This is a genomic window from Nocardiopsis sp. NPDC006139, from assembly GCF_040614155.1.
GTDB classification, from domain to species: domain Bacteria; phylum Actinomycetota; class Actinomycetes; order Streptosporangiales; family Streptosporangiaceae; genus Nocardiopsis; species Nocardiopsis changdeensis.
In genome coordinates this window covers 380,055-401,439 of sequence record NZ_JBEXTT010000002.1, presented here as the reverse complement: position 1 = coordinate 401,439, position 21,385 = coordinate 380,055, and the positions used below count along the sequence as shown (strand labels likewise).

The 21,385-nt window shown below is 73.2% G+C and carries 22 protein-coding genes and 1 other RNA gene; 6 read left to right on the top strand and 17 right to left on the bottom strand.

Annotated elements, in window-relative coordinates; translation table 11 throughout:
• Window positions 1-154 precede the first annotated feature (154 nt).
• The 3 genes from ABZ249_RS03950 to ABZ249_RS03940 are packed head-to-tail and all read right to left on the bottom strand — an operon-like array spanning window position 155 to window position 3,771.
• Window positions 155-295 (bottom strand): hypothetical protein, encoded by a 141-nt coding sequence (locus tag ABZ249_RS03950; protein ID WP_220565106.1) that lies wholly within the window; start codon window positions 293-295, stop codon window positions 155-157.
• Complete coding sequence (locus ABZ249_RS03945; RefSeq protein WP_355256882.1) at window positions 295-2,151, bottom strand: hypothetical protein; 1,857 nt, start codon at window positions 2,149-2,151, stop codon at window positions 295-297. Before ABZ249_RS03945 ends, ABZ249_RS03950 begins: the two co-directional genes overlap by 1 nt.
• A 30-nt stretch (window positions 2,152-2,181) precedes the next feature.
• Window positions 2,182-3,771 carry a GDSL-type esterase/lipase family protein gene (locus ABZ249_RS03940; RefSeq protein ID WP_355257111.1) on the bottom strand — a complete coding sequence of 530 codons (1,590 nt, stop codon included), beginning with the start codon at window positions 3,769-3,771 and terminating at the stop codon, window positions 2,182-2,184.
• A gap of 542 nt (window positions 3,772-4,313) precedes the next feature.
• Here ABZ249_RS03940 and ABZ249_RS03935 point away from each other — a divergent pair.
• Window positions 4,314-5,219 carry a hypothetical protein gene (locus tag ABZ249_RS03935; protein ID WP_220565103.1) on the top strand — a complete coding sequence of 302 codons (906 nt, stop codon included), beginning with the start codon at window positions 4,314-4,316 and terminating at the stop codon, window positions 5,217-5,219.
• Window positions 5,220-5,262: 43 nt separating this feature from the next.
• Here the strand turns inward: ABZ249_RS03935 and ABZ249_RS03930 are convergent, their stop codons facing one another.
• Entirely contained in the window at window positions 5,263-5,778 is a 516-nt protein-coding gene (locus ABZ249_RS03930; RefSeq protein ID WP_220565101.1) for an NAD(P)H-dependent oxidoreductase, read from the bottom strand.
• Window positions 5,779-6,420: 642 nt separating this feature from the next.
• On the opposite strand from ABZ249_RS03930, the gene nagA reads away from it, so the two are divergent.
• Together nagA and ABZ249_RS03920 are read left to right on the top strand one after the other, a co-directional pair.
• Window positions 6,421-7,563 carry an N-acetylglucosamine-6-phosphate deacetylase gene (nagA, locus tag ABZ249_RS03925; RefSeq protein ID WP_355256877.1) on the top strand — a complete coding sequence of 381 codons (1,143 nt, stop codon included), beginning with the start codon at window positions 6,421-6,423 and terminating at the stop codon, window positions 7,561-7,563.
• 99 nt (window positions 7,564-7,662) lie between these two features.
• Window positions 7,663-7,962 (top strand): hypothetical protein, encoded by a 300-nt coding sequence (locus ABZ249_RS03920; protein ID WP_220565098.1) that lies wholly within the window; start codon window positions 7,663-7,665, stop codon window positions 7,960-7,962.
• 139 nt (window positions 7,963-8,101) lie between these two features.
• Here the strand turns inward: ABZ249_RS03920 and ABZ249_RS03915 are convergent, their stop codons facing one another.
• From ABZ249_RS03915 to ABZ249_RS03905, 3 genes are read right to left on the bottom strand one after another with little or no spacing between them, the layout of a single operon-like run.
• On the bottom strand, window positions 8,102-8,362 hold the full coding sequence (locus tag ABZ249_RS03915) for a Txe/YoeB family addiction module toxin (RefSeq protein ID WP_355256874.1): 261 nt from the start codon (window positions 8,360-8,362) through the stop codon (window positions 8,102-8,104).
• Window positions 8,359-8,634, bottom strand: coding sequence for a type II toxin-antitoxin system Phd/YefM family antitoxin (locus ABZ249_RS03910; protein ID WP_355256871.1), 276 nt, complete (start codon window positions 8,632-8,634; stop codon window positions 8,359-8,361). The genes ABZ249_RS03915 and ABZ249_RS03910 overlap by 4 nt, the downstream gene beginning before the upstream one ends.
• Before the next feature lie 58 nt (window positions 8,635-8,692).
• The gene (locus tag ABZ249_RS03905; protein ID WP_355256868.1) at window positions 8,693-9,271 is read right to left on the bottom strand and encodes a TetR/AcrR family transcriptional regulator; all 579 of its coding nucleotides are present in this window, start codon (window positions 9,269-9,271) and stop codon (window positions 8,693-8,695) included.
• A 95-nt stretch (window positions 9,272-9,366) separates the two neighbouring features.
• Between ABZ249_RS03905 and ABZ249_RS03900 the strand changes: the two genes are divergently transcribed.
• The 3 genes from ABZ249_RS03900 to ABZ249_RS03890 are packed head-to-tail and all read left to right on the top strand — an operon-like array spanning window position 9,367 to window position 11,772.
• A complete protein-coding gene (locus ABZ249_RS03900; protein ID WP_355256865.1) occupies window positions 9,367-10,350 on the top strand; it encodes an aldo/keto reductase in 984 nt (327 codons plus the stop codon).
• A 7-nt stretch (window positions 10,351-10,357) separates the two neighbouring features.
• On the top strand, window positions 10,358-11,035 hold the full coding sequence (locus ABZ249_RS03895; protein WP_355256862.1) for a hypothetical protein: 678 nt from the start codon (window positions 10,358-10,360) through the stop codon (window positions 11,033-11,035).
• On the top strand, window positions 11,035-11,772 hold the full coding sequence (locus tag ABZ249_RS03890) for a helical backbone metal receptor (protein WP_355257108.1): 738 nt from the start codon (window positions 11,035-11,037) through the stop codon (window positions 11,770-11,772). The genes ABZ249_RS03895 and ABZ249_RS03890 overlap by 1 nt, the downstream gene beginning before the upstream one ends.
• On the opposite strand, the gene ABZ249_RS03885 is transcribed toward ABZ249_RS03890, so the two are convergent.
• The 10 genes from ABZ249_RS03885 to ftsE all read right to left on the bottom strand — a co-directional run bounded on the left by ABZ249_RS03885 (window position 11,750) and on the right by ftsE (window position 20,995).
• Window positions 11,750-12,535: a class I SAM-dependent methyltransferase gene (locus ABZ249_RS03885; protein WP_355256860.1), complete on the bottom strand. Its 786-nt coding sequence runs from the start codon at window positions 12,533-12,535 to the stop codon at window positions 11,750-11,752. The genes ABZ249_RS03890 and ABZ249_RS03885 overlap by 23 nt on opposite strands.
• 92 nt (window positions 12,536-12,627) lie before the next feature.
• Window positions 12,628-13,362 (bottom strand): DUF2812 domain-containing protein, encoded by a 735-nt coding sequence (locus ABZ249_RS03880; RefSeq protein WP_355256857.1) that lies wholly within the window; start codon window positions 13,360-13,362, stop codon window positions 12,628-12,630.
• Window positions 13,359-13,688: a helix-turn-helix transcriptional regulator gene (locus tag ABZ249_RS03875; protein WP_355256854.1), complete on the bottom strand. Its 330-nt coding sequence runs from the start codon at window positions 13,686-13,688 to the stop codon at window positions 13,359-13,361. The genes ABZ249_RS03880 and ABZ249_RS03875 overlap by 4 nt, the downstream gene beginning before the upstream one ends.
• Window positions 13,685-14,392: a CPBP family intramembrane glutamic endopeptidase gene (locus ABZ249_RS03870; RefSeq protein WP_355256851.1), complete on the bottom strand. Its 708-nt coding sequence runs from the start codon at window positions 14,390-14,392 to the stop codon at window positions 13,685-13,687. Before ABZ249_RS03870 ends, ABZ249_RS03875 begins: the two co-directional genes overlap by 4 nt.
• 75 nt (window positions 14,393-14,467) lie before the next feature.
• Window positions 14,468-15,505: a serine hydrolase domain-containing protein gene (locus ABZ249_RS03865; RefSeq protein ID WP_355256848.1), complete on the bottom strand. Its 1,038-nt coding sequence runs from the start codon at window positions 15,503-15,505 to the stop codon at window positions 14,468-14,470.
• 504 nt (window positions 15,506-16,009) lie between these two features.
• Window positions 16,010-16,382, bottom strand: a transfer-messenger RNA (tmRNA) gene (ssrA, locus tag ABZ249_RS03860).
• A gap of 388 nt (window positions 16,383-16,770) precedes the next feature.
• Entirely contained in the window at window positions 16,771-18,738 is a 1,968-nt protein-coding gene (locus ABZ249_RS03855) for a penicillin-binding transpeptidase domain-containing protein (protein ID WP_355256845.1), read from the bottom strand.
• Window positions 18,739-18,761: 23 nt separating this feature from the next.
• Entirely contained in the window at window positions 18,762-19,229 is a 468-nt protein-coding gene (smpB, locus tag ABZ249_RS03850; RefSeq protein WP_355256842.1) for an SsrA-binding protein SmpB, read from the bottom strand.
• Between the two features lie 75 nt (window positions 19,230-19,304).
• Window positions 19,305-20,216 carry a permease-like cell division protein FtsX gene (ftsX, locus tag ABZ249_RS03845; protein WP_355256839.1) on the bottom strand — a complete coding sequence of 304 codons (912 nt, stop codon included), beginning with the start codon at window positions 20,214-20,216 and terminating at the stop codon, window positions 19,305-19,307.
• An 89-nt stretch (window positions 20,217-20,305) separates the two neighbouring features.
• The gene (gene ftsE / locus ABZ249_RS03840; protein WP_220565084.1) at window positions 20,306-20,995 is read right to left on the bottom strand and encodes a cell division ATP-binding protein FtsE; all 690 of its coding nucleotides are present in this window, start codon (window positions 20,993-20,995) and stop codon (window positions 20,306-20,308) included.
• Window positions 20,996-21,385 lie beyond the last annotated feature (390 nt).

The following is a 21,385-nucleotide window of genomic DNA, read 5'->3' as shown; positions in this document are numbered from 1 at the left end:
GCACGGGAAGAGCGGTGGGCACGCCGAACAGGCCCATCGACCGGACGTCTGTGGGGATGGGGGCGGTCGGGGCAGAGGACCGCCGGGACGGGGGGACGGATGGGCGCCCCGCTGGGGGCGAGGCGCCCGAAGGACCTCGATGAACTCGGGCGGCCTAGCGGTCGCCGTAGTTGTAGAGGGTTTCGTTCACCGGTTCCGCGGTGGCGGTGGACTCGGTGGCGATGTTGGTGACCATGTAGGCCGACCCGCCAGCCAGAGCCGCACCGATCACGCAGGCGGCGATTACCTTGATCACTAGGGGATCTCCTTCCGCGCGCCCGGACGCCGTTCGACGCCGGTGCGCTGGAACCCGAGACTAGAACCTGATCTAGCTACAGACCAGATGATTGCCCCAACTGTAACTAACCCGCAGGTAACTTCCAACCCCGAAATGTCCGCTTCTTCGGTGTTGATCGGCCCTGCGAGCACTTCCAAAAGGGTCATCTCAGGCCCCTCGACCACCACCGAGAACCCGTCCGCATCAGACCAGAACCGGTTATCGACCGGGGCGGACACCGCCACGTACCGCACGCCCAGCGCCGCCAGCTCGGCCGCGTCCAGGGACTCCGGCAGCCCGGTCCGGGGGTCGGGCCCCAGCACCGCGGCCGCCTCCCTCGCCAGCCCGTCCTCCCCGCGCACCACCACGGTCCCGCCGTCGGGGGTGCCCACCATCAGGTCGTCGTTCCAGACGGTGCGCCGGTCGAACAGCCTCGTCGCCGGGTCCAGCACCACCGCGGGCCCGCCCGACCAGTCGATCCCCCGGTAGGCGCTCCAGGGCAGGACCAGCACCGTCCCGGGCCGGTCGTCGGCGGCCACCGCCGCCTGCGCCGCGAGCCAGTCCCGCGGGTACTCCGCCGGCGCCAGCGCCCCCTGCGCGCCCCAGAGCAGCCCGGGCAGCGCCACCACCGGCAGCACCGCCAGCCCCGCGGCGGCGGCCGCCCCGGCGATCCGGCCGGCCGCCGGCGTCCGCCGCCCGGCCGGGCCCGCGGGCCCGGACCCCGCCGGAGTACCGGGCTCCCCGGTGCCCCGGGTCGCCGCACCGGCCCCGCCGCCCCCCGGACCGTCCGCGGTCCCCCCGGCGGGCCGGGAGAGCCACAGGGCCGCCGCCCCCAGCCCCAGCGCCTGCACCAGCGCCAGGGGCGCCACATAGAGCTGGCCGTCGCGCAGCGGGCCGAACCCCGGCCACAGGCCGATCAGCCAGGCGAGCACGCCCCGCCCCGGCTCGGTGGCGCCCAGCAGGGCCACCCCGAACCCGAGCACCGCCGCCGCGGTCAGCCCCGGGCCGAACCCCGGGCGGCCCCGGTACAGCCACCACGCCCACCCCGCGACCGCGGCCAGGCACAGCGCCAGGCGCAGGGCCACCGCCACCGGGTCTCCGTACCCCGCCGGGACCGCGTGCGCGTTCCACACCCCGCCCAGCAGGAACAGCGACCCCGCCGTCCCCAGCGGGGTGTCGGCCCGCGGCGCGAACGCCTCCACTCCGGCCGGGTCGGTCGTCGCGCCCGCCGCCCCCGCCGTCAGCGCCGGCACCAGCCAGGGCAGCGACACCACGACCAGCGCGCCCGCCAGCAGCCCGCCGCGGCGCAGGCCGCCGCGCCCCCACAGCGCCACCGGACCCGCCGTCAGAGCGGTGAGCACCACCGAGGAGAACCCGCCCACCGCCGCGGGGACCAGTGAACGCACCACCCCCGCCAGCGGCCCGCGCGCCGCCCCCACCACCCAGGGCAGCCCGGCGTAGCCCAGCAGCATCGCCCACTGGCCCAGCAGCAGGCGCTCGGCCACGAACGGGTTCCACACGTACGCCGCGCCCGCCACCACCGCGGCCGCCGGGGACGGCATCAGCCGGGCCGCGCCCGCGGCGCCCACCACGAAGACCGCCGCCAGCGCCGCCGACTGCACCGCGTCCCCCGGCAGCACCCACGACAGCGCCGCCGCCACGGCGTCGCTGGGGATCGCCCGGGGGAACCCGTCCGCACCGCGCAGCACCGTCGGCAGCGACAGGTCGGGCACGAACACCATGTCGTAGCGCAGCACGTAGCCGGGCCCCAGCGCGGGGCCCAGTGCGAGCACCGCCGCGACCAGGCCCACCGCCCAGGGCAGCCAGCGGGACATCCGCGACCTCCTCACCGGTACCACTGCGCCCTAGGGACGCGCCGTCAGGATCGAGTCGGAGAACCTTCCCTCGACGTAGTCGCGGTGGGAGCGGACGACGATCTCGTAGTCGCCCGACACCGTCACCGCCCACCGCGGGTCCTCGCCGGCCGAGCCCAGCGTGCGCCACCCCTCCCCGTCGTCGGGGCCCAGGCCGTCGCGCCGCTCGCACCGGGGGTCGCCGGGCGCCGGCGGCGCCACCGGGGGCTCCGGGTCCGGCCCGGGGTCGGGCCGGGGCGTCGGGGTCGGCTGCGGGTCCACGGGCCCCGGGCTCGGGTCGCCCCCGCCCGGCGGCGGCTCCACCGGTCCGTCGTCGGGCGAGCGCACCCCGTCGGTCGTGTCGGCCGGGGCCCGCCGGTCGTCGGCGAACGAGCACTCCAGCGGCCGCACCCACACCTCGTAGTGGGTGGCGTCCTCCACCCGCTCCCACACCAGGGTGGCGCCCCCGTCCTGGAGGCGGATCCAGGCGGGCCCCGGCGGCGGGTCCCCGCGCCACACCAGCTGGACGGGCTCGGAGGCCCGGCCGGAGTCGCGCCCCTTGAACGGGATCACGGTGAACTCGTACCGGGCCCCGCTGAACAGGCCCTCCACCAGCGCCGAGTACTTCCCGCCGTCCTCCTCGACCTCCAGCGGCAGCACCGTCTCGCCGTCGGGGTCGGGGGCCACCCTGCGCTGGGTCACCCGGTAGTCGGTCGCCCCCGGCACCGCCTCCCAGCTGAGCACCAGCCCGTCGTCGCCCTCCTCGTGCCCGGGCTCCGGAGCGGTCAGCGGACCGACCTCCATCTCGGGCAGCGGCCGCGGGTGGGCCGGCCCCACGCCCAGGGGGTCGGCCAGGGCGTCGGCGAACGCCGCGGCGATGCGCAGCTCCCCCCGCGCGTTGGGGTGCGCCTCGTCCCAGTTGTCCCGCGCGGGCGAGTACCCGTCGGCGACCCGGGCGACGACCACCGGGGAGTCGGCCGAGGTCAGCTGCTCGGCCAGGGCGACCACGCCCATGTTGAAGCGGGCGATCTCGGAGTTGGCCCGGGCGTCGTCGGCGGTCCCCTCCACCGGCGGCAGCTCGCCCACGACGAACCGCGTCTCCCCCTGGACCACCCGCACCGTCGAGACGGTCTCCCCGACCCCCTCCAGGGCGTGGTCGGCGGTGCCGCCGCCCAGGATGTCCTCCAGGCCGGACAGCAGCAGCAGGTAGTGCGGCTCGTACTCGGCGGCCAGCCGGGACACCTCGTCGGAGAGGTCCCCCGCCGAGTACCCCCAGCGGGCGGCGTGGTCGCGGTCGAAGTCGGGCACGGCGTAGGAGTCGTCGCCGAACTCCTCGCCGGCCAGGTCGTAGAGGTCGTCGTAGGGGCCCACGAAGTCGACCGCGACCTCGCTCCCGGTCAGGTGCCGCCACAGGTGGTAGCGCCAGGTGTGGTCGCCGCTGCTGCCCTGGGTGAGGGAGTCCCCGACGACCATCACCCTCAGCTCGCCCGAGGGCGGCCCGGGCACCGGGACCGGGCCGTCGGAGCCCTCGTCGCCCCGCCCGGTCAGTCCCGGGGAGCCGGCCTGGATGAACAGCAGGGTGACGGCCATCGCCGCCAGCATGATGCCGAGCAGGCCCAGGGGCCCGGGCTCGAAACGGGAGGTTCCGGAGCCGCGGTGGCGCCAGGCGGCCAGCCCGCGCCAGGTGAGGGTGCGCCAGCTGACGTCCTGCCAGGTGAGGGTGCGCCAGTGCGCGAGGCGTTCGGTGACCGCGGTGCGCAGGGCGTCTCGGCGGCGGGCGAGCGCCTCCCGCAGTGTGGCCCGGGCAGCACTCGGCCCGGCCCCGCCCTCCGCCGAGGAGGACGCGGAGGCGTCCCCGTCGGGCCCACCCGGCTCCCGCACCGTTCCCCAATCCCACCGCCACAGCGGTATCGGAACGTGTTCTACATCAACATCCGCCACGCCCTCAGCCGGTTGCCAGGGAGCGTCGGGCGCAACACAAAGCTGGCCACACCAGACTAGAACTGGTTATATGGAGGCCGTCAACCCGAGCACACCCTTTCCGCGCGGAGAGGGCCGCAGAGCATGACGTTAGCGGTACGCCGTACCCGGCGCGACACCCCCTCCCGAACCCCGCCGCCCTCCCCGATCCGAAAGGCGCATCCGTGATCGGACTCGTGGTCGCCCTGCTGGCCGCCGTGGTCTACACCGTGGGCCTGACCGTGGAGCAGCGGGCCCTGCACGGCTCGGAGTCCATCTCCGTCAACCGCCCCCTGCACCTGGCCCGCGTCCTGCTGGGCAACCCCCGCTGGGTGCTCGGCTGCGTGTTCGCGGCGCTGGGCAGCGTCGGCCTGATCGTCTCCCTGGGCCTGGCCCCGGTGTCGGTCGTCCAGCCCGCCTTCGCCGCCGGGGTGGCCTGCGGCCTGCTCGTGATGACCCTCGTCCTGGGCGAGCGCATCACCCGCGGCGAGTACATCGCCCTGGGCCTGATGCCGGTGGCGCTGGGCCTGCTGGGCCTGTCCACCGCCGACGGCGGCGAGACCGGCACCACCGCGCACACCCCCCTGCTGGTCGGCGTCAGCGTGGCCACCGTCATCGCCTGCGTCGCCGTGATGGCGTTCGTCGGCGGCCGGGGGCGGTACGTTTCGGCCGCCGCCATGGGCGCCGCCGCGGGGCTCGCCCAGGGCAGCGCCGGACTCCAGGGCAAGGGCCTGGGCGGGCTGATCAGCGACCACGGCCTGTGGAACGCGGTCGTCCCCGCGCTCCTCTCCCCGTTCCCCTACCTGTACGCCCTGGGCTGGGCGGTGGGGATCGTGCTGTTCCAGACCTCCATGCAGCGCTCCCGGGCCTCGATCACCGCACCGGTGTCCAACGTGGTCGGGAACGTGTTCATGGTCGTGGCCGGCACCCTGCTGTTCGGCGAGAGCCTGCCCGACGACCCGGTGCTGCTGGGCCTGCGGATCGGCGGCTTCGCCCTGACCCTGGTCGTGGTGGTGCTGGTGCGCGGCAACGTGGCCCGGGCCGAGGCCGACACCAGCCGCAAGCGCGCCGCCACCCTCGTCGAGGGCTGACGGCGGCGCCGGGGCCCGGACGGGCCCCGGCCGCGGGCGGGCGTCAGACCGCGACGGAGACGGCCCGGCGCAGGCCCGGGGCGGCGACGTCGGCCCAGGCCCGCACGACGCTCTCGGGGCGGTCGGCCTCGTCCTCGGACAGGATCAGGCCGGGCTCGGCGACCCACGCGCCCAGGTCGGCCAGGAGGATCCGCAGGTCCTCCTCGATGCCGCGGCTGTTGCGCAGGTCGTCGACGACCGCCAGGGGCACCGCGACGGTGTGGCCCAGCCCCAGCTCGGGCAGGCGGTCGAGGAACACCTTGAGCAGCCCGGTGTAGGTGCCGTGCGCCTGCGGGGAGGCGACCAGCAGGACATCGCTCTCGCGCACCCTGGCCAGGGCGCCGTCGACGGCGGCGGAGGAGTCGGCGAGCAGCTCCGGCCCCAGGTCGCCGAGGTCGATGACCTCGGGCGCGTCGGCGACGCCGGCGCGGGCGGCGACCTCGGCGGCGGCCGCCAGGGCGGTGGAGCGGACGGAGGCGCGGGAACGGGGGGCGGCGACGAGCACGGTGAAGCGGGTCATGCGAGAACTCCTGGGTTCGGTCAGAGCGAGCCGGGATCGACCGGAGGGACCGTCGGGGCGGTGATCGGGACCTGGTTCCCCGACAGTGGGGACTGCGGTTCGGTGACACCGGAGAGGACCGTCGTTCCCCTTACCGACACGGTGCGCGGACCTCGTCGTCCAAGGCGGGGTGTGTCGGGTCTGGCAGGGGTGCTCCCTCGGACCGATGCACGGTCCGGGACCCAGAACTGGGAGAAGATGAGCGTCCGGTGTCTGCGAGGGTCGGGCCACGGGGTACGACCGTGGCGCGGGGCTGCGGGCCCCGCGTGGCGCTAGCTACGACAGAGCGCGCTCGCCTGCTGTCGGAGATCGACGTGCAGGCGCTGGACAAGCAGCTCACCGGCGGACATGCCTCCATCATGGGGCGGCGCGGCCGCTATCGTCAATGCGTGCCGGCGACCCGCCCCGGACCCGTTCCGCCCCGGATCGGAGGGTCCACCTTTCGGACAGGCGTCCCGAGGATCGGGATTTCCCAGCTCCGCAGGGGGTGCGCGGGCCGGAGCGGGGGTGCACGGCCCGCTTCCCGGAAGCCCGGTCACACGAATGTAATGTGCGACACACACGCCCTGCGCACGGGGTCCGAAGCGAGAGAGAGTCACGAACATGGTGCACGACCCCGTCACGCTCACCGGCGCGCGAGTGGTCACCCCCGACGGCGTCCACCGGGGCCGCGTCCGGATCGAGGGGGGCCGGATCGCCGCCCTGGAGCCCGACTCCGCCGACACGCCCCCCGGAGAGGTCCGCGACCTGGGCGGAGCCTGGGTGGCGCCGGGCCTGGTCGACGTCCACGTGCACGGCGGTGCCGGGCACGCCTTCCCCGACGCCGACCCCGAGGGCGCCCTGGCCACGGTCCGGTTCAACCGCTCCCGCGGGGTGACCTCGATGGTGGGCGGCCTGGTGGCGGCGCCCCCCGAGGACACGGTCCGCCAGGTGGCGGCGCTGGCCGAGCTGTGCGACGCGGGCGAACTGGCGGGCATCTACCTGGAGGGCCCGTTCATCGCCAGGTCCAGGTGCGGCGCGCACGACCCGGACCTGCTGCGCGACCCGGACACCGCGGAGTTCGACGCATGGCTCAAGGCCGGCCGCGGGCACGTCCGCATGATCACCGTGGCACCGGAGCTGCCCGGCGCCCTGGACCTGATCCGCGCGGCCGCCTCCTCCGGCGTGGTGGCCGCGGTGGGGCACACCGAGGCGTCCTACGAGACGACGCTGGAGGCCGTGGAGGCGGGCGCGACGGTGGCCACCCACATCTACAACGCGATGCGCCCGCTGGGCCACCGCGACCCGGGCCCGATCGCGGCACTGCTGGGCGACGAGCGTGTGACCGTGGAGCTGATCCTGGACAACGTGCACGTCCACCCGGGGGCGGCCGGCCTGGTCTTCGCGGCGGCGGGCGCGGAGCGGGTGGCGCTGGTGACCGACGCGATGTCGGCGACCGGGCTGGGCGACGGCGAGTACACGCTGGGCGACCTGCGGGTGCGCGTGAGCGGCGGCGAGGCGCGCCTGGTGGAGACCGGGGCGATCGCCTCCAGCACGATCGTGCTCCCCCGGGCCGTGCGCAACGCCGTGGAGGGCTTGGGCGTGGGCGTCCCGGAGGCGGTGCGCTCGGCCTCGTCGGTCCCGGCCGCGGCGCTGGGGCTGTCCGGTGTCGGCCGGGTCGAGGTCGGTGCGCCGGCCGACCTGCTGGTGCTGGCGGACGACCTTTCGGTCGCCGAGGTGCTGTATCGGGGCGAGAGGGTCGAGTGACGGCGTGTCGCCACGACGCTTCGTAGTCGTTATCAGACGCTAGGTGACAATGGCGGTGGGACACCGACCCGGTTCCGTGACGTGAAAGGACCCACCGCCATGAGCCGATCCAGACAGGAAGAGGAGACCCGCGCACCCTCGGAGGAGCACGGGCACCTGGACAAACTGGCCGACGAGCTGTCCCGGTACGACGTCCGCGCGGATGTGGTGGACGAGCACGGCCCCTGCCTGCGGGTGAGCAACCCGGCGTCCACCTACGCGGTCGAGGACGTGATCTGTGAGCGCCGGGAGCACGACTACGCCTTCATCGCCTCCTTCGGCGTCTACCTGGGCAGCAGCGGCAGCCTCGGGGTCACGGCGCACAAGATCGCCTGGCTGGTGGGCGCGACGAAGGCCTGACCGATCGACGGCGGGGCGGTGCCGGACCGGCACCGCCCCGCCGTCGTGCACGGCCCTCCACGGGCCGCCCTTTACAGCGTAGATTCCGATTTGCCCCATACATACCGATCGCCCTGGTTCGCCGATGCCGGGGCCAACGTCATCCGTAGTGGTACCGCACCTGGACGATCCGCAACTCGCTCTCGGTCGCCCGGTAGACGATGCGGTGCTCATCGGTGATGCGCCGCGACCAGTAACCGGACAGGTCACCCTTGAGGGGCTCGGGCTTGCCGACCCCTTCGAACGGGGTCCGCCGCATCTCCTCGATCAGACGGACGATCCGGCGGGCGATCTTCTTGTCCGCCTCCAGCCAGTACTGGAAATCCCCCCACGCCCCGGGGTCGAAGCGAATATGCCTCACCGGTCCTCCGCCATCCCGGACAGGTCCTCCAGGGCGACGTCCACCTCTTCACCGCCGTCCTGGTCACGGGCGATCGCCTCGAGCAGCCGGGAGGCGTTGGCGGGGGAACGCAGCAGGTAGACGGTCTCCATCCAGCCGTTCCAGTCCTCCTCGCTCATCAGGACGGCGTTGCCGTGCTGGCGAGAGGTGATGTGGATGACGTCGTGGTCCTCCTGGACCTTCTTGATCAGGGGGTAGAGGTTCGCTCTGGCCTCGTTCGCGCTGATGGACATGGACTTCCTCCCGACTCGTACGGCTTTACCGTACCAGAATGCCCCTGTGGCGGGGCGGTCAGGCGGGGCGGGTGCGGAAACCGTCGAGGAAGACGCCCGTGGCGAGGGCGCCCGCCTCCTCCACGCCCATCCGGCCGGCGATGACGAGGCCGAGCGCGCGCTCGACCAGGGCCGTGAACATCTCGAAGCGGACGTCCTCGGGGACGTCCGGGCGCAGCGTGCCGTCGGCGGCGCCGCGGGCGAGCAGGGACCGCACCGGGGCGGAGATCCGCTCGTCCCCGTCGTCGATCCCCATCCGCCGCTTGTGCTCGTGCACCTCGGCGAGCCGGACCAGCGCCGCGTACTCCCGGCCCTCGGCCAGGAACGCCCGGGTGACCCGGGCCAGCCCCTCCGGCACGGGCACGCCGTCCACCCCGGCGTCGGCGATCCGCGTTCCCAGGCCCTCCATGACCCGCTCCACCAGCCCGGCCACCAGCGCCTCCCGGTTGGGGAAGTAGCGGTAGAGAGTGGCCCGGCTGACCCCGGAGGCCGACGCGATGGCCGCCATGCTCGCGGTCTCCCCCTGCTCCGCCAGCACGCGGGCCGCCGCGTCCAGGATGGCGGCGGCGATGTGGTCGCGCAGACCCGTTCTCTCCATGCCGGGCAGTCTAGATCCCCTCCGCCCATTGACAGCCATGACCCCTCTTGAGACATTAGTGTCTCACACAGAGACAAGCATGAAAGGCGGTCGTCATGGAACGGCGACGGTTGGGCCGCACCGACATCGAGATCAGCCCCATCGGACTGGGCTGCATGCAGTTCTCCGGCACCGGGGCCGCCCGGGTCTTCTACCGCCCCATCGACCCGGCCCTGCCCCGGGCGATCGTCGGGGCCGCCCTGACCGGGGGCGTCACGTGGTTCGACACCGCCGAGATGTACGGCAACGGCGCCTCCGAGCGGGCACTGGCCGACGCGCTGCGGGCCAACGGGGTCGCCCCCGGCGAGGTCACGGTGGCCACCAAGTGGGCGCCCCTGCTGCGCACCGCGGCGAGCATCGGGCGCACCTTCCCCCGGCGCGCGGAGGCCCTGGGCGGCTACGGGGTGGGCCTGCACCAGATCCACATGCCAAGCGGGTCCGTGTCCCCGCACCGGGCCCAACTGGACGAGATGGCGCGGCTGCACGCCGCCGGGTCCGTCCGCGCGGTGGGGGTCAGCAACTTCTCCGCCGCGCAGATGGAGCGGGCCCATGCCCGGCTGGCCGCGCGGGGCGTCGTCCTGGCCTCCAACCAGGTGCAGATCAGCCTGCTGCACCGCGACATCGAGCACAACGGCGTCCTGGCGACCGCCCGCCGCCTGGGGATCACGCTCATCGCCTACGCCCCGCTGCGCATGGGGGTCCTCACCGGCCGCTTCCACGAGGACCCCTCCTCGGTCGCCGCGCTGCCGCGCATCCGCCGGCTCGCCGTCCCCGAGTACCGTCCGCGCGGGCTGGCCCGGTCCGCGCCGCTCGTCCGGGAGCTGCGGGCCGTCGCCGACGCGCACGGCGCCACTCCCGGCCAGGTGGCGCTGAGCTGGCTCACCTCCTACTACGGCGACACCGTCGTGGCCATCCCCGGCGCCTCCAGCGAGCGTCAGGCCCGCGAGAGCGCGGCCGCCCTGGACCTGCGCCTGGGCGACCGGGAGCTGGAGCGCCTGGCCGGCCTCTCCGGCGCCGGGCGTCGTAGGGTCGGTCCATAATCGGCGTATGAGCACCCCCTTCGACGGCCTGAACCCCGAAGACGTCCTCGGCGAGGTCCTGGAGAACCTGCGCGTCCAGATCGCCCTGGGCACCGACACCTTCGACGAGATCGTCGGTTCCACCATCGAGGACTACGTCATCGACGGCCTGGAGCACTACGTCGACGACCCCGACCTGCTGCCCGAGGCCGACAGGGACCGGATCCGGGCCTGGCTGGTCTCGGTCCTGGACGCCGAGTTCGCCGCCCACCTGCGCTCCCAGGGCGAGGACGACGGGCCCGGCGACGCCGAACGGCTGACCGCGGCCTTCGGGGAGCTCGACTCCGCCGGGGTCGTCGCCCGGGAGAACTTCGAGTGCTGCAACACCTGTGCCCACTCCGCCATCCGCGGGGAGATCGAGGCCGAGAACGGCGCCCGCGCGGCCGCGGGGCTGGACCCGGTGCACGGCTTCGTGTTCTACCACGCCCAGGACGCCGAGCGGCTCCAGCCCTACCTGGGGTTCGACGCCGTCGGGACCACCGGGGCCGAGGCCAAGACCGCGGTCGGCCACGAGATCGTGGAGACCCTGCGGCGGCACGGCCTGGACCCGGTCTGGAACGGCGACCCCGGGCAGAAGATCCTGGGCCCCTCGCTGGCCCGGCGGCGCACCGGCCGCCTGGCCGACCACCCGAGCCGGAGCGCCTGATCCCGCGCCGCGACGACCTGGGGCACCCGGTCCCCCTGCCGGACCGGGTGCGCCGCGCCGTGTCCCTCGTCCCCTCCCTGTCCGAGGCGCTGGCCGCCACCGACCCCGGCGTCCTGGTGGGCGTCACCGACTGGTGCCCCCCGGTCCCCGGCGCGGAGCGCCTGCGCGGCACCAAGAACCCGCACGTGCGGCGGATCGTCGAGCTCGCCCCGGACCTGGTCGTCGCCAACAGGGAGGAGAACCGGGAGCGCCACGTCCGGGAGCTGCGCGCGGCCGGGATCCCCGTGTGGGTGACCGACATCCGCACCGTCCCCGGAGCACTGGCCTCCCTGCACCGCCTGCTGGACGCCTGCGGCCTGGCCGACCCCGGCTGGCTGGCCGAGGCCGGGCGGACCTGGGCCGCCCCCGCGCCCGCCGCGGGACCGCGGGTGGCCGTCCCGGTCTGGCGGGACCCGTGGATGTTCGTCGGCGCCGACACCTACGCCCACGACGTGCTGACCCGGCTGGGCGCCGTCAACGTCCCGGCCGCGCTGCCCGGCCGCTACCCGGAGGCCTCCCCCGGGAGCGTCGGCGCCGACCTCGTCCTGCTGCCCGACGAGCCGTACCCGTTCGGCCCCGGCGACGGCCCGGAGGCGTTCGACGTCCCCTCGGTGTGCGTCCCGGGCCGCGACCTGACCTGGTACGGCCCCGCGATGACCGCCGCCCGGGCGCGCCTCAGCTCCGTTCTGGAACGGTGACGCGGATCTTCGACTGCCCGTGCGGCAGCTCCTCCCAGTCCTCCATGAACCGGGCGTGCAGCCCGTGCTTCCCCGCCAGGGCGACGAGCGTCTCGGTGCGGTAGTAGAAGTCCTCCCGCAGCACGTGGTGCTCGGCCCCTTCGGTGCGGTCGAACGTGAAGTCGAAGAAGCCGCCGGGGGCGAGCACCCGCTCCACGTGCGCCAGGCACTCGTCGATGACCTCCAGGGGCGAGTGGGAGAACACGCTGTGCGCGTGCACCACGTCGAAGTGCCCCTCGGGCAGGAAGTCGAAGGTCAGGTCCCGGACCAGGGTCAGGTGCGGCAGCTTGTGCTGCAGCCCCCGCGCGGCCAGCGTCTCCTTGGCGGAGATGAGGATGTCCGGGGAGATGTCGATCCCGTAGTACCCGCCGGCGTCCAGGTGGTCGATGAACCGCCACCCGGCGCGCAGGTTGCCGCAGCCGATCTCCAGCAGGCGGTGGCCGGGCCGCAGCCCGTGGCCGACCAGGTAGTCGAACTGCATCCGGCCCAGCTCCAGCCACCGCTCCTCGTTGCGGCTGCCCACGGCGGCCTTGGGATCCCGGGCGGTGTCGGCGGCCATCACCGCCCGGTAGTAGGAGACGTGGTCCCGGTGCCGGAGCCGCAGGCCCAGGTCGCGGGCCGAGCGGCGCAGGTAGGGCCCCACCTTCCCCGGGTTGCGCAGCGCGTAGCGGACCTTGTGCAGCAGAGAGGCCCGGTTGCGGTTCAGGGGGGCGGAGGAGGACATCGTGGGGCTCCCATCGAACAGAGACGGAGGAAGTCCCCGAGGCTACCCATCCCGCCGGGGAAACAACAGGGGGTAGCCGGTTCCGGCCCCGTTCAGCGCCGGTCGCGCACCGACCGGGCGATCCGGAGCACGGCCCACACCGCGCCCAGGACCAGGGCCGCGCCGACGAGCGCCCCCGCCGCGAGGCCCGCCAGCTCCTCCGGCCCCTCGGCCGTCAGCCGCCCGTCGGCCGCCCGCTGCACGATCGACCACACCGAGACCGCCACGACCGCCAGTGACGCCGCGATGAGCGCGATCCCCCGGGCCCCGAAGAAGGCCCGCCGGGGCCCGGGCGCGGGCGGGTCCTCCAGCTCCGCCCCGGGACCGGCGGTGGCCGCCCCGGGACGTTTGAAGTAGGCCAGCACCGACCAGTGCCCGCACGGCTCCCAGCCGTCGGGGGCCAGCCTCGCGGCCAGCCGCTCCCGGTCGGCGCGGCCCGTGCAGACCTCCTGGCGGTACTCCCAGGTCTGGGGGTTCTCGCGGTCCCGGCGGCCGACGAACCGGCCCAGCCGGTCGATGCGCTCCACCTCCCAGCCCTGGGCACCGAACCCGTTGAGCCGCGCGGGCGTCTCGAAGGCGTCCGCCGTCCAGGCCAGCTCCTCGGGCCGGCCGCCCTCCTCCCGGGGCGCGAGCGAGTCGGCGAACCCGTCGACCGGCCCGAACTCCTCCTCCGGGTCCACCCCGGCGTCCGCCGCGTACGCGGACAGCTCCTCCAGCAGCACCCGCGACCTCTCGGCGTCCACGCCGCGTGCCGCGAGCCGTTCGGCCAGCTCGTCGAAGTAGGTCATCGGTCCTCCAAGACGGTACGAACGGCGGTCTCGAACTCGCGCCAGGCCGCGGTCTGTTCGGCCAGGACGGTGCGCCCGGCCTCGGTCAGCCGGTAGTAGCGCCGGCCCGGCCCCCGCTCGGCGGCCCGGAACTCGGCCTCCACCAGCCCGGCCTCCTCCAGGCGGTTGAGCACCGGGTACAGCGTGCCGCCCTTGATGGCCCCCAGGCCCGCCTCGTCGAGCCGCTTGGCGATCGCGTACCCGTAGCTCTCGCCCTCGGTCAGCCCGGCCAGCACCAGCAGGTCCAGCACGCCCTTGAGCCAGCTCGACCGGCGGTCCGCCCTCATCGGGCCGCCACCTCCTCGCGCCGGGGGGCGAACGCCAGGGAGCGCAGGTCCAGCAGGATGTGCAGCACGATCGGCACGAACAGGCTGCCGGTGGCCAGGTACACGTTCGTGAACACGAAGCCGACCAGCGTGACGAAGACCAGGCCCACCGGCCCCTGGTACAGGTGCCCCAGGACGAAGATCCCCAGGCTGATCCCGGCGGCGACCACGGGGTCCAGCCCCAGGCCCACCCCGGCGGCGATGAACAGGCCGCGGTAGACGAGTTCCTCGCAGATCCCGGCGGTGACCGAGGCCCCCGCGCCCCACCACCGCTCCCGGGCCGTGCGCGGCAGCAGCGCGGCGACCGCCTTCTGCCCCGGCATCAGGAACCCGGGGGCCTTCCGAGCGGCCAGGGCGACCGCGGCCATCGCGACGGCCATCCCCACGACGGCCCCGGCGAGCGTGCCCCACTCCCCGTTCACCGGGACCAGGCCCAGTTCCGCGGGGCCCACCCCGGGCGAGACCAGCACCGCCAGCAGGGCGACCCCGGTGAGGCCCCACCAGACGGCGATGCCCTGGCCGAACATCCGCGTGAGCGCCCGCGGGTCCGTGTCCCGCACCCGCTCCAGCTCCGCGTAGGCGCGCCTGCCCCACCACGGTTCCACGGCCACCAGGTACAGGACGATCAGCGCCACCAGCGCCAGTCCCCACACGGAGAACCCCACGACGACTCCTTCGGTTCGACTACCTAGACCATAGACCTACCTAGTTAGGAATACAACCTATGTCGCCGCACCGATTCACCCTCCCAGCAGGACCTCGCCCATCCGGATCGCCACATCGGCGTCCTCCAGGTCCCACTCCCCCTCCCGGGAGACCGCCCCGGTCGCCCAGAACGCCATCGGCCCGCCGGGCACGTGCAGCAGCTCCGCGTAGGCCGCGCCGTTCCCCCCGTTGTGCCAGGCCGCCCTCCGGCCCCCGACCTCGAGGATCACCCAGCCGTACCCGTAGTGCGAGGTCCCCAGGGCGTCCTCCGCCACGTGCGGCGTGAACATCCGCTCCAGGGCCCGCTCCGACAGCACCGCGCCCCCGGCCAGGGACCGGTGCCAGGCCAGCATGTCGCGCGCGGTGGACAGCATCCCGCCGTTGCCCCGCAGGTTCCAGTACGGCCCGTCGTCCGCCCACGGCCGCTCGTACGGCCGCCCCGAGGAGTCCCCCCGGGCGTCGTACTCCACCGCGACCCCGGCGTCGTCCCAGTCCGGCAGCACGTACCCGGTCCGCGTCATGCCCGCGGGCCCGAACAGGGTCTCCGCCAGGAACCCCTCGTACGAACCGGCCACCACCTCGATGACCGCCGCCAGCAGCCCGTAGCCGACGTTGGAGTACAGGTAGCCCTCCACCGGCTCGGCGGCCACCGCCGCCGCCACGAACTCCTCCCGCCCGAGCGGCTCGTAGTCGTCGCCCAGCGCCTCCGGGAGCCCGCCGGTGTGCGTCAGGAGCCGGTGCAGGTCGACCTCCCCCAGCCGTCCCGACGCGCCGGGCAGGAAAGCGCCCACCGGGTCCCCGACGGACAGCTCCCCGTCCATCTCCAGCCGCAGGACGCCGGCCGCGGTGAACTGCTTGGTCACCGAGCACACGTCCCGCGCGGTGTCCATACCCACCGCCACCAGGGGCTCGCCGTCCGCCGCGACCGCACTGACCTCGGGCCCCTCGGGCACCAGGTCCGCCAGCCGCTCCCGCGGACTCCTGGACGCCCACCGCACCGCGGCGCCGCCCCCCACCACCGCGGCCGCGGCCGCGACCCCGCCTCCGACCAGGAACCCCCGCCGAGACCGCATCCCCACTCCCCTTCCGCCGACGAACGCAGGAGCAGGGCGCGGACCCCCATCATGCCGCCGGAGCCCGCCCCACCACACCCCGCGGACACGAAAAAAGGCGCCCCCGCAAGGACCCAAAAGCCCGAGCGGAAACACCCGAAAGCAGGCACAGCCCGCATCACAACGCCCACAGACCCCCGACAGACACCACAAAGGGCGCCCCCGCGAACAGAGCCGCCCGAAAGCGGGCACAGCCCGCCCCCGCCACAGGGCCCCTCCGAGGTGCCCCGCACACACGAAAAAGGCGCCCCCGCAAGGAGCCGAAGGCTCCGAGCGGAAACGCCCGAAAGCGGGCGCAGCCCGCGTCACGATGCAAGAGCACATACCGCCCGCGGAACCGTTCCCCGCGGCCCCCGCCACAGGGGGGTGCCTCGGGGGGTTCGGGGGGTCTCCCCCCGGCGGGCACGACGAAGGGCGACTCCTGCGAGGCGGCCGTAGGCCCCCGAGCACGAGTCGCCCAGAGTCGAGTGGAGGTGGCGGGAATCGAACCCGCGTCCTTCGATGACGCACCAGAGCTTCTCCGGGTGCAGTCTGTAGTGTCGTTCTACTCGGCCCCAGCGCTTGTACAGACACATCGCTGACGGGCCCAGCCACTGAAATGTCCCGCGCGGGCCCTGTGGCCTGATCCGCGCGGTGAGTCATCTGGCTGATGCCGGTACCCGGGCCGATGACGAGCCCGGACCGACAGAGTCGCTATCGCTTAGGCAGCGAGAGCGAACTCAGTGCGCTTGGAATTGGCACTTGTGTTTAGCGTGAATGCAGGATTAACGAGGTCACAAACACAACCCTCGACCCGCTTCCCCTGAAACGCCGACCGAAGTCGAAACCGATCACCCCCTGTGCAGTTGTCAAGGCTCCGCCGACCGTGGCCCGCGGTGCCCGCAACGAGCGTCCGGACCGTGGTCCTTCGGCTCGTTCGTCACTCTACCGGGTCAACGCCGCGGGGGCCAAGCTGATTCCCGGGGGCGCGGACCGGTTTCGAACAGGGAGAAACCCCCGCGGGGCGGACTCAGAGTGGTCGACGCTCTCCCGCGGGGGCCGGTCGGCAGGGTCGGGCCGACCGTTGGAAACCGGCAGGATCTCCCCCGAGATGAGGTCCTGCCTCCACGCTGGCCCGCTACCCCCTGTCGCGGTGCCAGGTATCCGGAAAGACGCGGGCGGCCCTCCCGAAGGTTGCGGAAGGGCCGCCCGTTTTGCCCCATCAGGGCATGGTATGTACGACCGGATTACCAGCCGGTCTCCTCGGTGGCCGTCAGGTCGGCCTCCGTCAGCGGAGCCTCGGTGGTGGTGTCGGGGACCCCGGTGGTGGTCTCCGGGACCCCGTTGGCCATGCCCGACAGGAACGACTGGGCCGCGGTGACCGCGTACTGCGACCACTGCGTCTGGGCCGGGTCCACCTCGGCCAGCACCGCGAACGCCACGTCCCCCTGGTAGCCGACGAACCAGTGCAGCGCGGTGTCGCCCTGCTCGGTGCGCGCGGCCTGGCCGTGCACCTCGCCCTCGCCGACCCCCATGGTCAGCTCGGGCATGCGCTGGACGACGGCCTCGCGCAGCCCCTGGCGGACCACCTCCAGGCCGGTCGCGTCCAGGGCGGTGGCCCCGGCGGCGGCCTCGTCGCGCACCAGCTGCGGCGGGTGCCAGGAACCGTCGGCGACGGCACCGGCGACCAGGGCCATGGTCAGCGGGCTGACCCGCACCCCGTGTTCGCCGATCATCGCCGAGGCCGTCTCGACCTCGCCGCCGCCGATCTCGACCTCGCCCGGCGAGGAGGGGACCGGCAGCTGCCAGTTCGCCCCGACGCCGAGCTCCTGCGCGGTCGCGGCCAGCGCCTCGGCGCCGACCTCCTCGCCCAGGGCGGCGAACCCGACGTTGCAGCCGAAGGCGATGTTGCGGACCAGGCTGGGGTCGAAGCTGAGCGAGCCCTGGCTCGGGTTGGTGAAGGTCTGCCCGCCGATCTCGACGCTGGGCCCGCAGGGCACCTCGCTGGTCGGGGTGGCGGCGCCCGTCTCCAGGGCGGCCAGCGCGGCGATCACGCCGAAGGTGCCACCGGGCTTGTAGGACCCGGTGAAGGCGTTGTCGTCGCCGGTGTTGCCGGAGGCGTTGGCGGCGGCCAGGATCTCGCCGGTGCCGGAGGCCACGGCCACCAGGTAGGCGTCGCCGGGCATCCCGGTGAGCGCGTGCTCGGCGGCCCGCTGCACGTCGGTGTCGAGCGTGGTGTCGACGCCGCCGCTCTGCTCGCCCTCCCAGGACTCCAGGACCCCGGTGACCTGTCCGTCGGCGTCCAGGGTGACGACCTGGGTGGTCGCCGAGCCCGCCAGCTCGTGCTGGTAGATGTTCTGCAGTCCGCTCAGGCCCACGGTGTCGCCGGCCTGGTAGGTGCCCGGGACCCGGGAGGAGACCCGGTGCTCGGCGGTGCCGGCGACCTCGCCGACCACGAACGGCGCCGCGGCCGGGGTCAGGTTGATCTCCACCTCCTGCACGTCCGCGCCGGAGATCTCGCGGACGTCGGCCAGCAGCGCCCCGTCCACGCTGGAGTTGCGCATGAGCACCAGCGGCTGGAACTGCTCGGGCGGCGCGGAGCGCACGCGGTTGAGCAGGCGGTCGGGGTCCTCGTCGAGGAGATCGGCCAGCTCGGTGACCCCGGCCTCCTTGTCCTCCATCTCGGCCGGCACCACGCCGAAGGCGCTGACCCGGTCGGCGGCGACCAGGGGCCGGCCCTGGCTGTCGAGGATCTGTCCGCGCTCCTGGGCCTCGTAGCTGACCGCGAGGCGCTCCTCGGGGTTCAGCTCGGGGTGCAGGACCCCGGAGGACCAGGTGATCTTCCAGCCGTCGGGGCCCCAGGTGAGCGGCATCCGGCCGGTGTAGTCCCAGGTGGGGTCGCCCATGCCGAGGTCGGCGTGGGCCGAGAACTCGGCGGTGGCGCTGTCCTTCTCCCGGGAGATCGGGCCGAGCCCGAAGCGCAGGGAGGCGAGGTCGAGCTGCTCCTTCATGTCCGTGAGGGCGCGCTCGACCTCCTCCGGGTCGCCGTCTGTGTACCGGGCCGCCTCCGCGTGCTCACCGCTCTGCCAGGCGAGCAGGAAGGACCTGACCGCCACTTCGGGGCTGGGGTCGGGAGTGCAGGCGGCCAGGGTGGCAGCGAGGATCAGGGCGCTGCCGGCGGCCGCGGTCCTGCGGCCGTGGGGACGGGGGGACACCGTGTGTGTTCCTTTCGGGCGCCTCATCGGTTGCGTTGGCGGAGCGCGCGTTCCATGTCCCGCTTCGCCTCGCGTTCGGCGATGTCCTGACGCTTGTCGTATTCGCGCTTACCGCGTGCCAGAGCGATCTCGACCTTGACCCGACCGTCGCTGAAGTACAGCGACAGCGGGATCAGCGTGTAGCCGGGCTCCCGGGTCTTGCCGATGAGCCGCGAGATCTGCGCGCGATGCAGGAGTAGCTTACGCGATCGGCGGGACGCGTGGTTGGTCCAGGTGCCCTGTGAGTACTCGGGGATGTGCACGTGCTCCAGCCACACCTCGCCGTCGCCGATGTGCGCGAACCCGTCGACGATGGACGCCCGGCCCTCTCTGAGCGACTTCACCTCGGTACCGGTGAGGACGATGCCCGCCTCGTAGGTCTCGTCGATGTGGTATTCGTGCCGGGCGCGCCGGTTCTGCGCGATGAGTTTGCGCCCGGTTTCCCGTGCCACTTGAGGTGTCCCTTCAATACGCCCGGGGGGCACGAGGCCCCCCGGTTCGGTCGTGTCCGTCCCCGACGGCCCGCGTCAGACCTTGAGGTACCGGCGCAGGGTGAGGAACGAGGTGACGGTGCACAGCAGCACACCGAGGATCATCGATACACCGATCACGTACATGAGCGCGCCGGTGCCCAGTGCGATGTCGAACTGGAACCATTCCTCCACGCGGGTCAGCAGCGTGAACCGGGTGGCCACGATGAACCCGGAGGCGATGAGGCCGCCGACGAGGCCGGCGATCGCGCCCTCCAGGAGGAAGGGCAGCTGGATGTAGAAGTTGGAGGCGCCGACCAGGCGCATGATCCCGGTCTCGCGGCGGCGGCTGTAGGCCGACAGGCGGATGGTGTTGCCGATCAGCAGCGCGGCCGCGGCCAGCTGCACGCCGGCGACCAGCAGCGCGGACCACTTGAGCCCGTCCAGCAGGCCGAAGAACTGCTCCAGGACCCGCTGGTCGTTGGAGATGGAGTCGACGCCGGGGCTGCCCTCGACGGCGGCCCGCACGGTGTCGTAGTACTCCGGGTTGGTGAGCTGCACCCGGAAGTTGTCCGGGATGTCGCCCTCCTGCGCGGCGGCGGCCAGGGCCTCGTTGGAGGCGCCCAGGCGCTCCTGGAAGTCCTGCCACGCCTCGGCGGCCGTCAGGTAGGTGACGTCCTGGACCTGCTCCATGCCCTCCAGCTTGTCCTGGAGCGCGGCGCGGTCCTCGTCGGTCGCGGGCCCGTTCTCCTGGCAGACGGCGGTCGGCGAGATCTCGTTGCACATGTAGATGGTGAGCGTGATCCGCTCGTCCCAGTAGTTGCGCATCTCGGACACCTGCTGGTTGACCAGCAGGCCCGCGCCGAAGAGGGCGAGGGAGATGGCGACCGTGGTGATGACGGCGATCGTCATCGTCAGGTTCCGACGCAGGCCGATCCACGTCTCGGAGAGAACGAATTGTGCTCGCATGATCTGTTAAAGGTCCATCCTTGGGTGGTTCGCCGCGCCGGTCGGGTCCTCGGCGGGGTGGGACGCCCGGCGCCGGGCGCGCCAGAAGGTCAGTACGCCTGGCCGTAGACGCCGCGCGACTGGTCGCGCACCACGAGGCCCTCTTCAAGCTCGATCACGCGCTTGCGCATCGAGTCGACGATGGCGGCGTCGTGGGTCGCCATGACGACGGTGGTACCCGTGCGGTTGATCCGGTCCAGGACCTTCATGATGCCGATCGAGGTCGCGGGGTCGATGTTGCCGGTGGGCTCGTCGGCCAGCAGGATCTGCGGGCGGTTGACGAACGCGCGGGCGATCGCGACGCGCTGCTGCTCGCCACCGGACAGTTCGTTGGGCATGCGGCCGGCCTTGCCCTCCAGGCCGACGAGCTCGACGACCTCGGGGACGACCTTGCGGATGAACCTGCGGGGCTTGCCGATGACCTCCAGGGCGAACGCGACGTTCTCGAAGACGTTCTTGTTCGGCAGCAGGCGGAAGTCCTGGAAGACGCAGCCGATGCGGCGGCGCAGGTGCGGCACCTTCCAGTTGGACAGGCGCGCGAGGTCCTTGCCGGCCACGTGCACGCGGCCCTTGTCGGGCTTCTCCTCCTTGAGGACCAAGCGGAGGAAGGTCGACTTGCCGGAGCCGGACGGGCCGACGAGGAAGACGAACTCGCCCTTGTCTACGTCAATGGAAACGCCGTCGAGCGCGGGGCGTTTCTGGGTCGGATAGACCTTGGTGACGTTGTCGAAGTGGATCACAGGCGCATCACAAGGTTCTCGAAGGTATGGGTACCCGACGCGGAGAGGACTCCGTGCGGGGATCGTACCGGCCGCATGGCCAACCGACAGTGTAGAGGGGGGAACGACCCGGATCGTCCAGGCCGCGTCGCACCCGAAGATTCCGCACACTATCGGACAACAGCCCCGAGCATATCGGAGGCGTCAACCGATGATAACGTTCACATATAGCCGTTTCGGTAAAACCGCGGAGTCGTGAGCATCACCATTGGGATACAACCTGCGCATTCTTCCCAATATGCTCACCCGTAGCATCCGCACCGACACCCAGGGTGTCACCGTGGTCGCTCCGTGCGGCCGGACCCCGGATATTACAGGGAGAAGGTCCCCGGTCCTCGCGGCCGCGCCGGG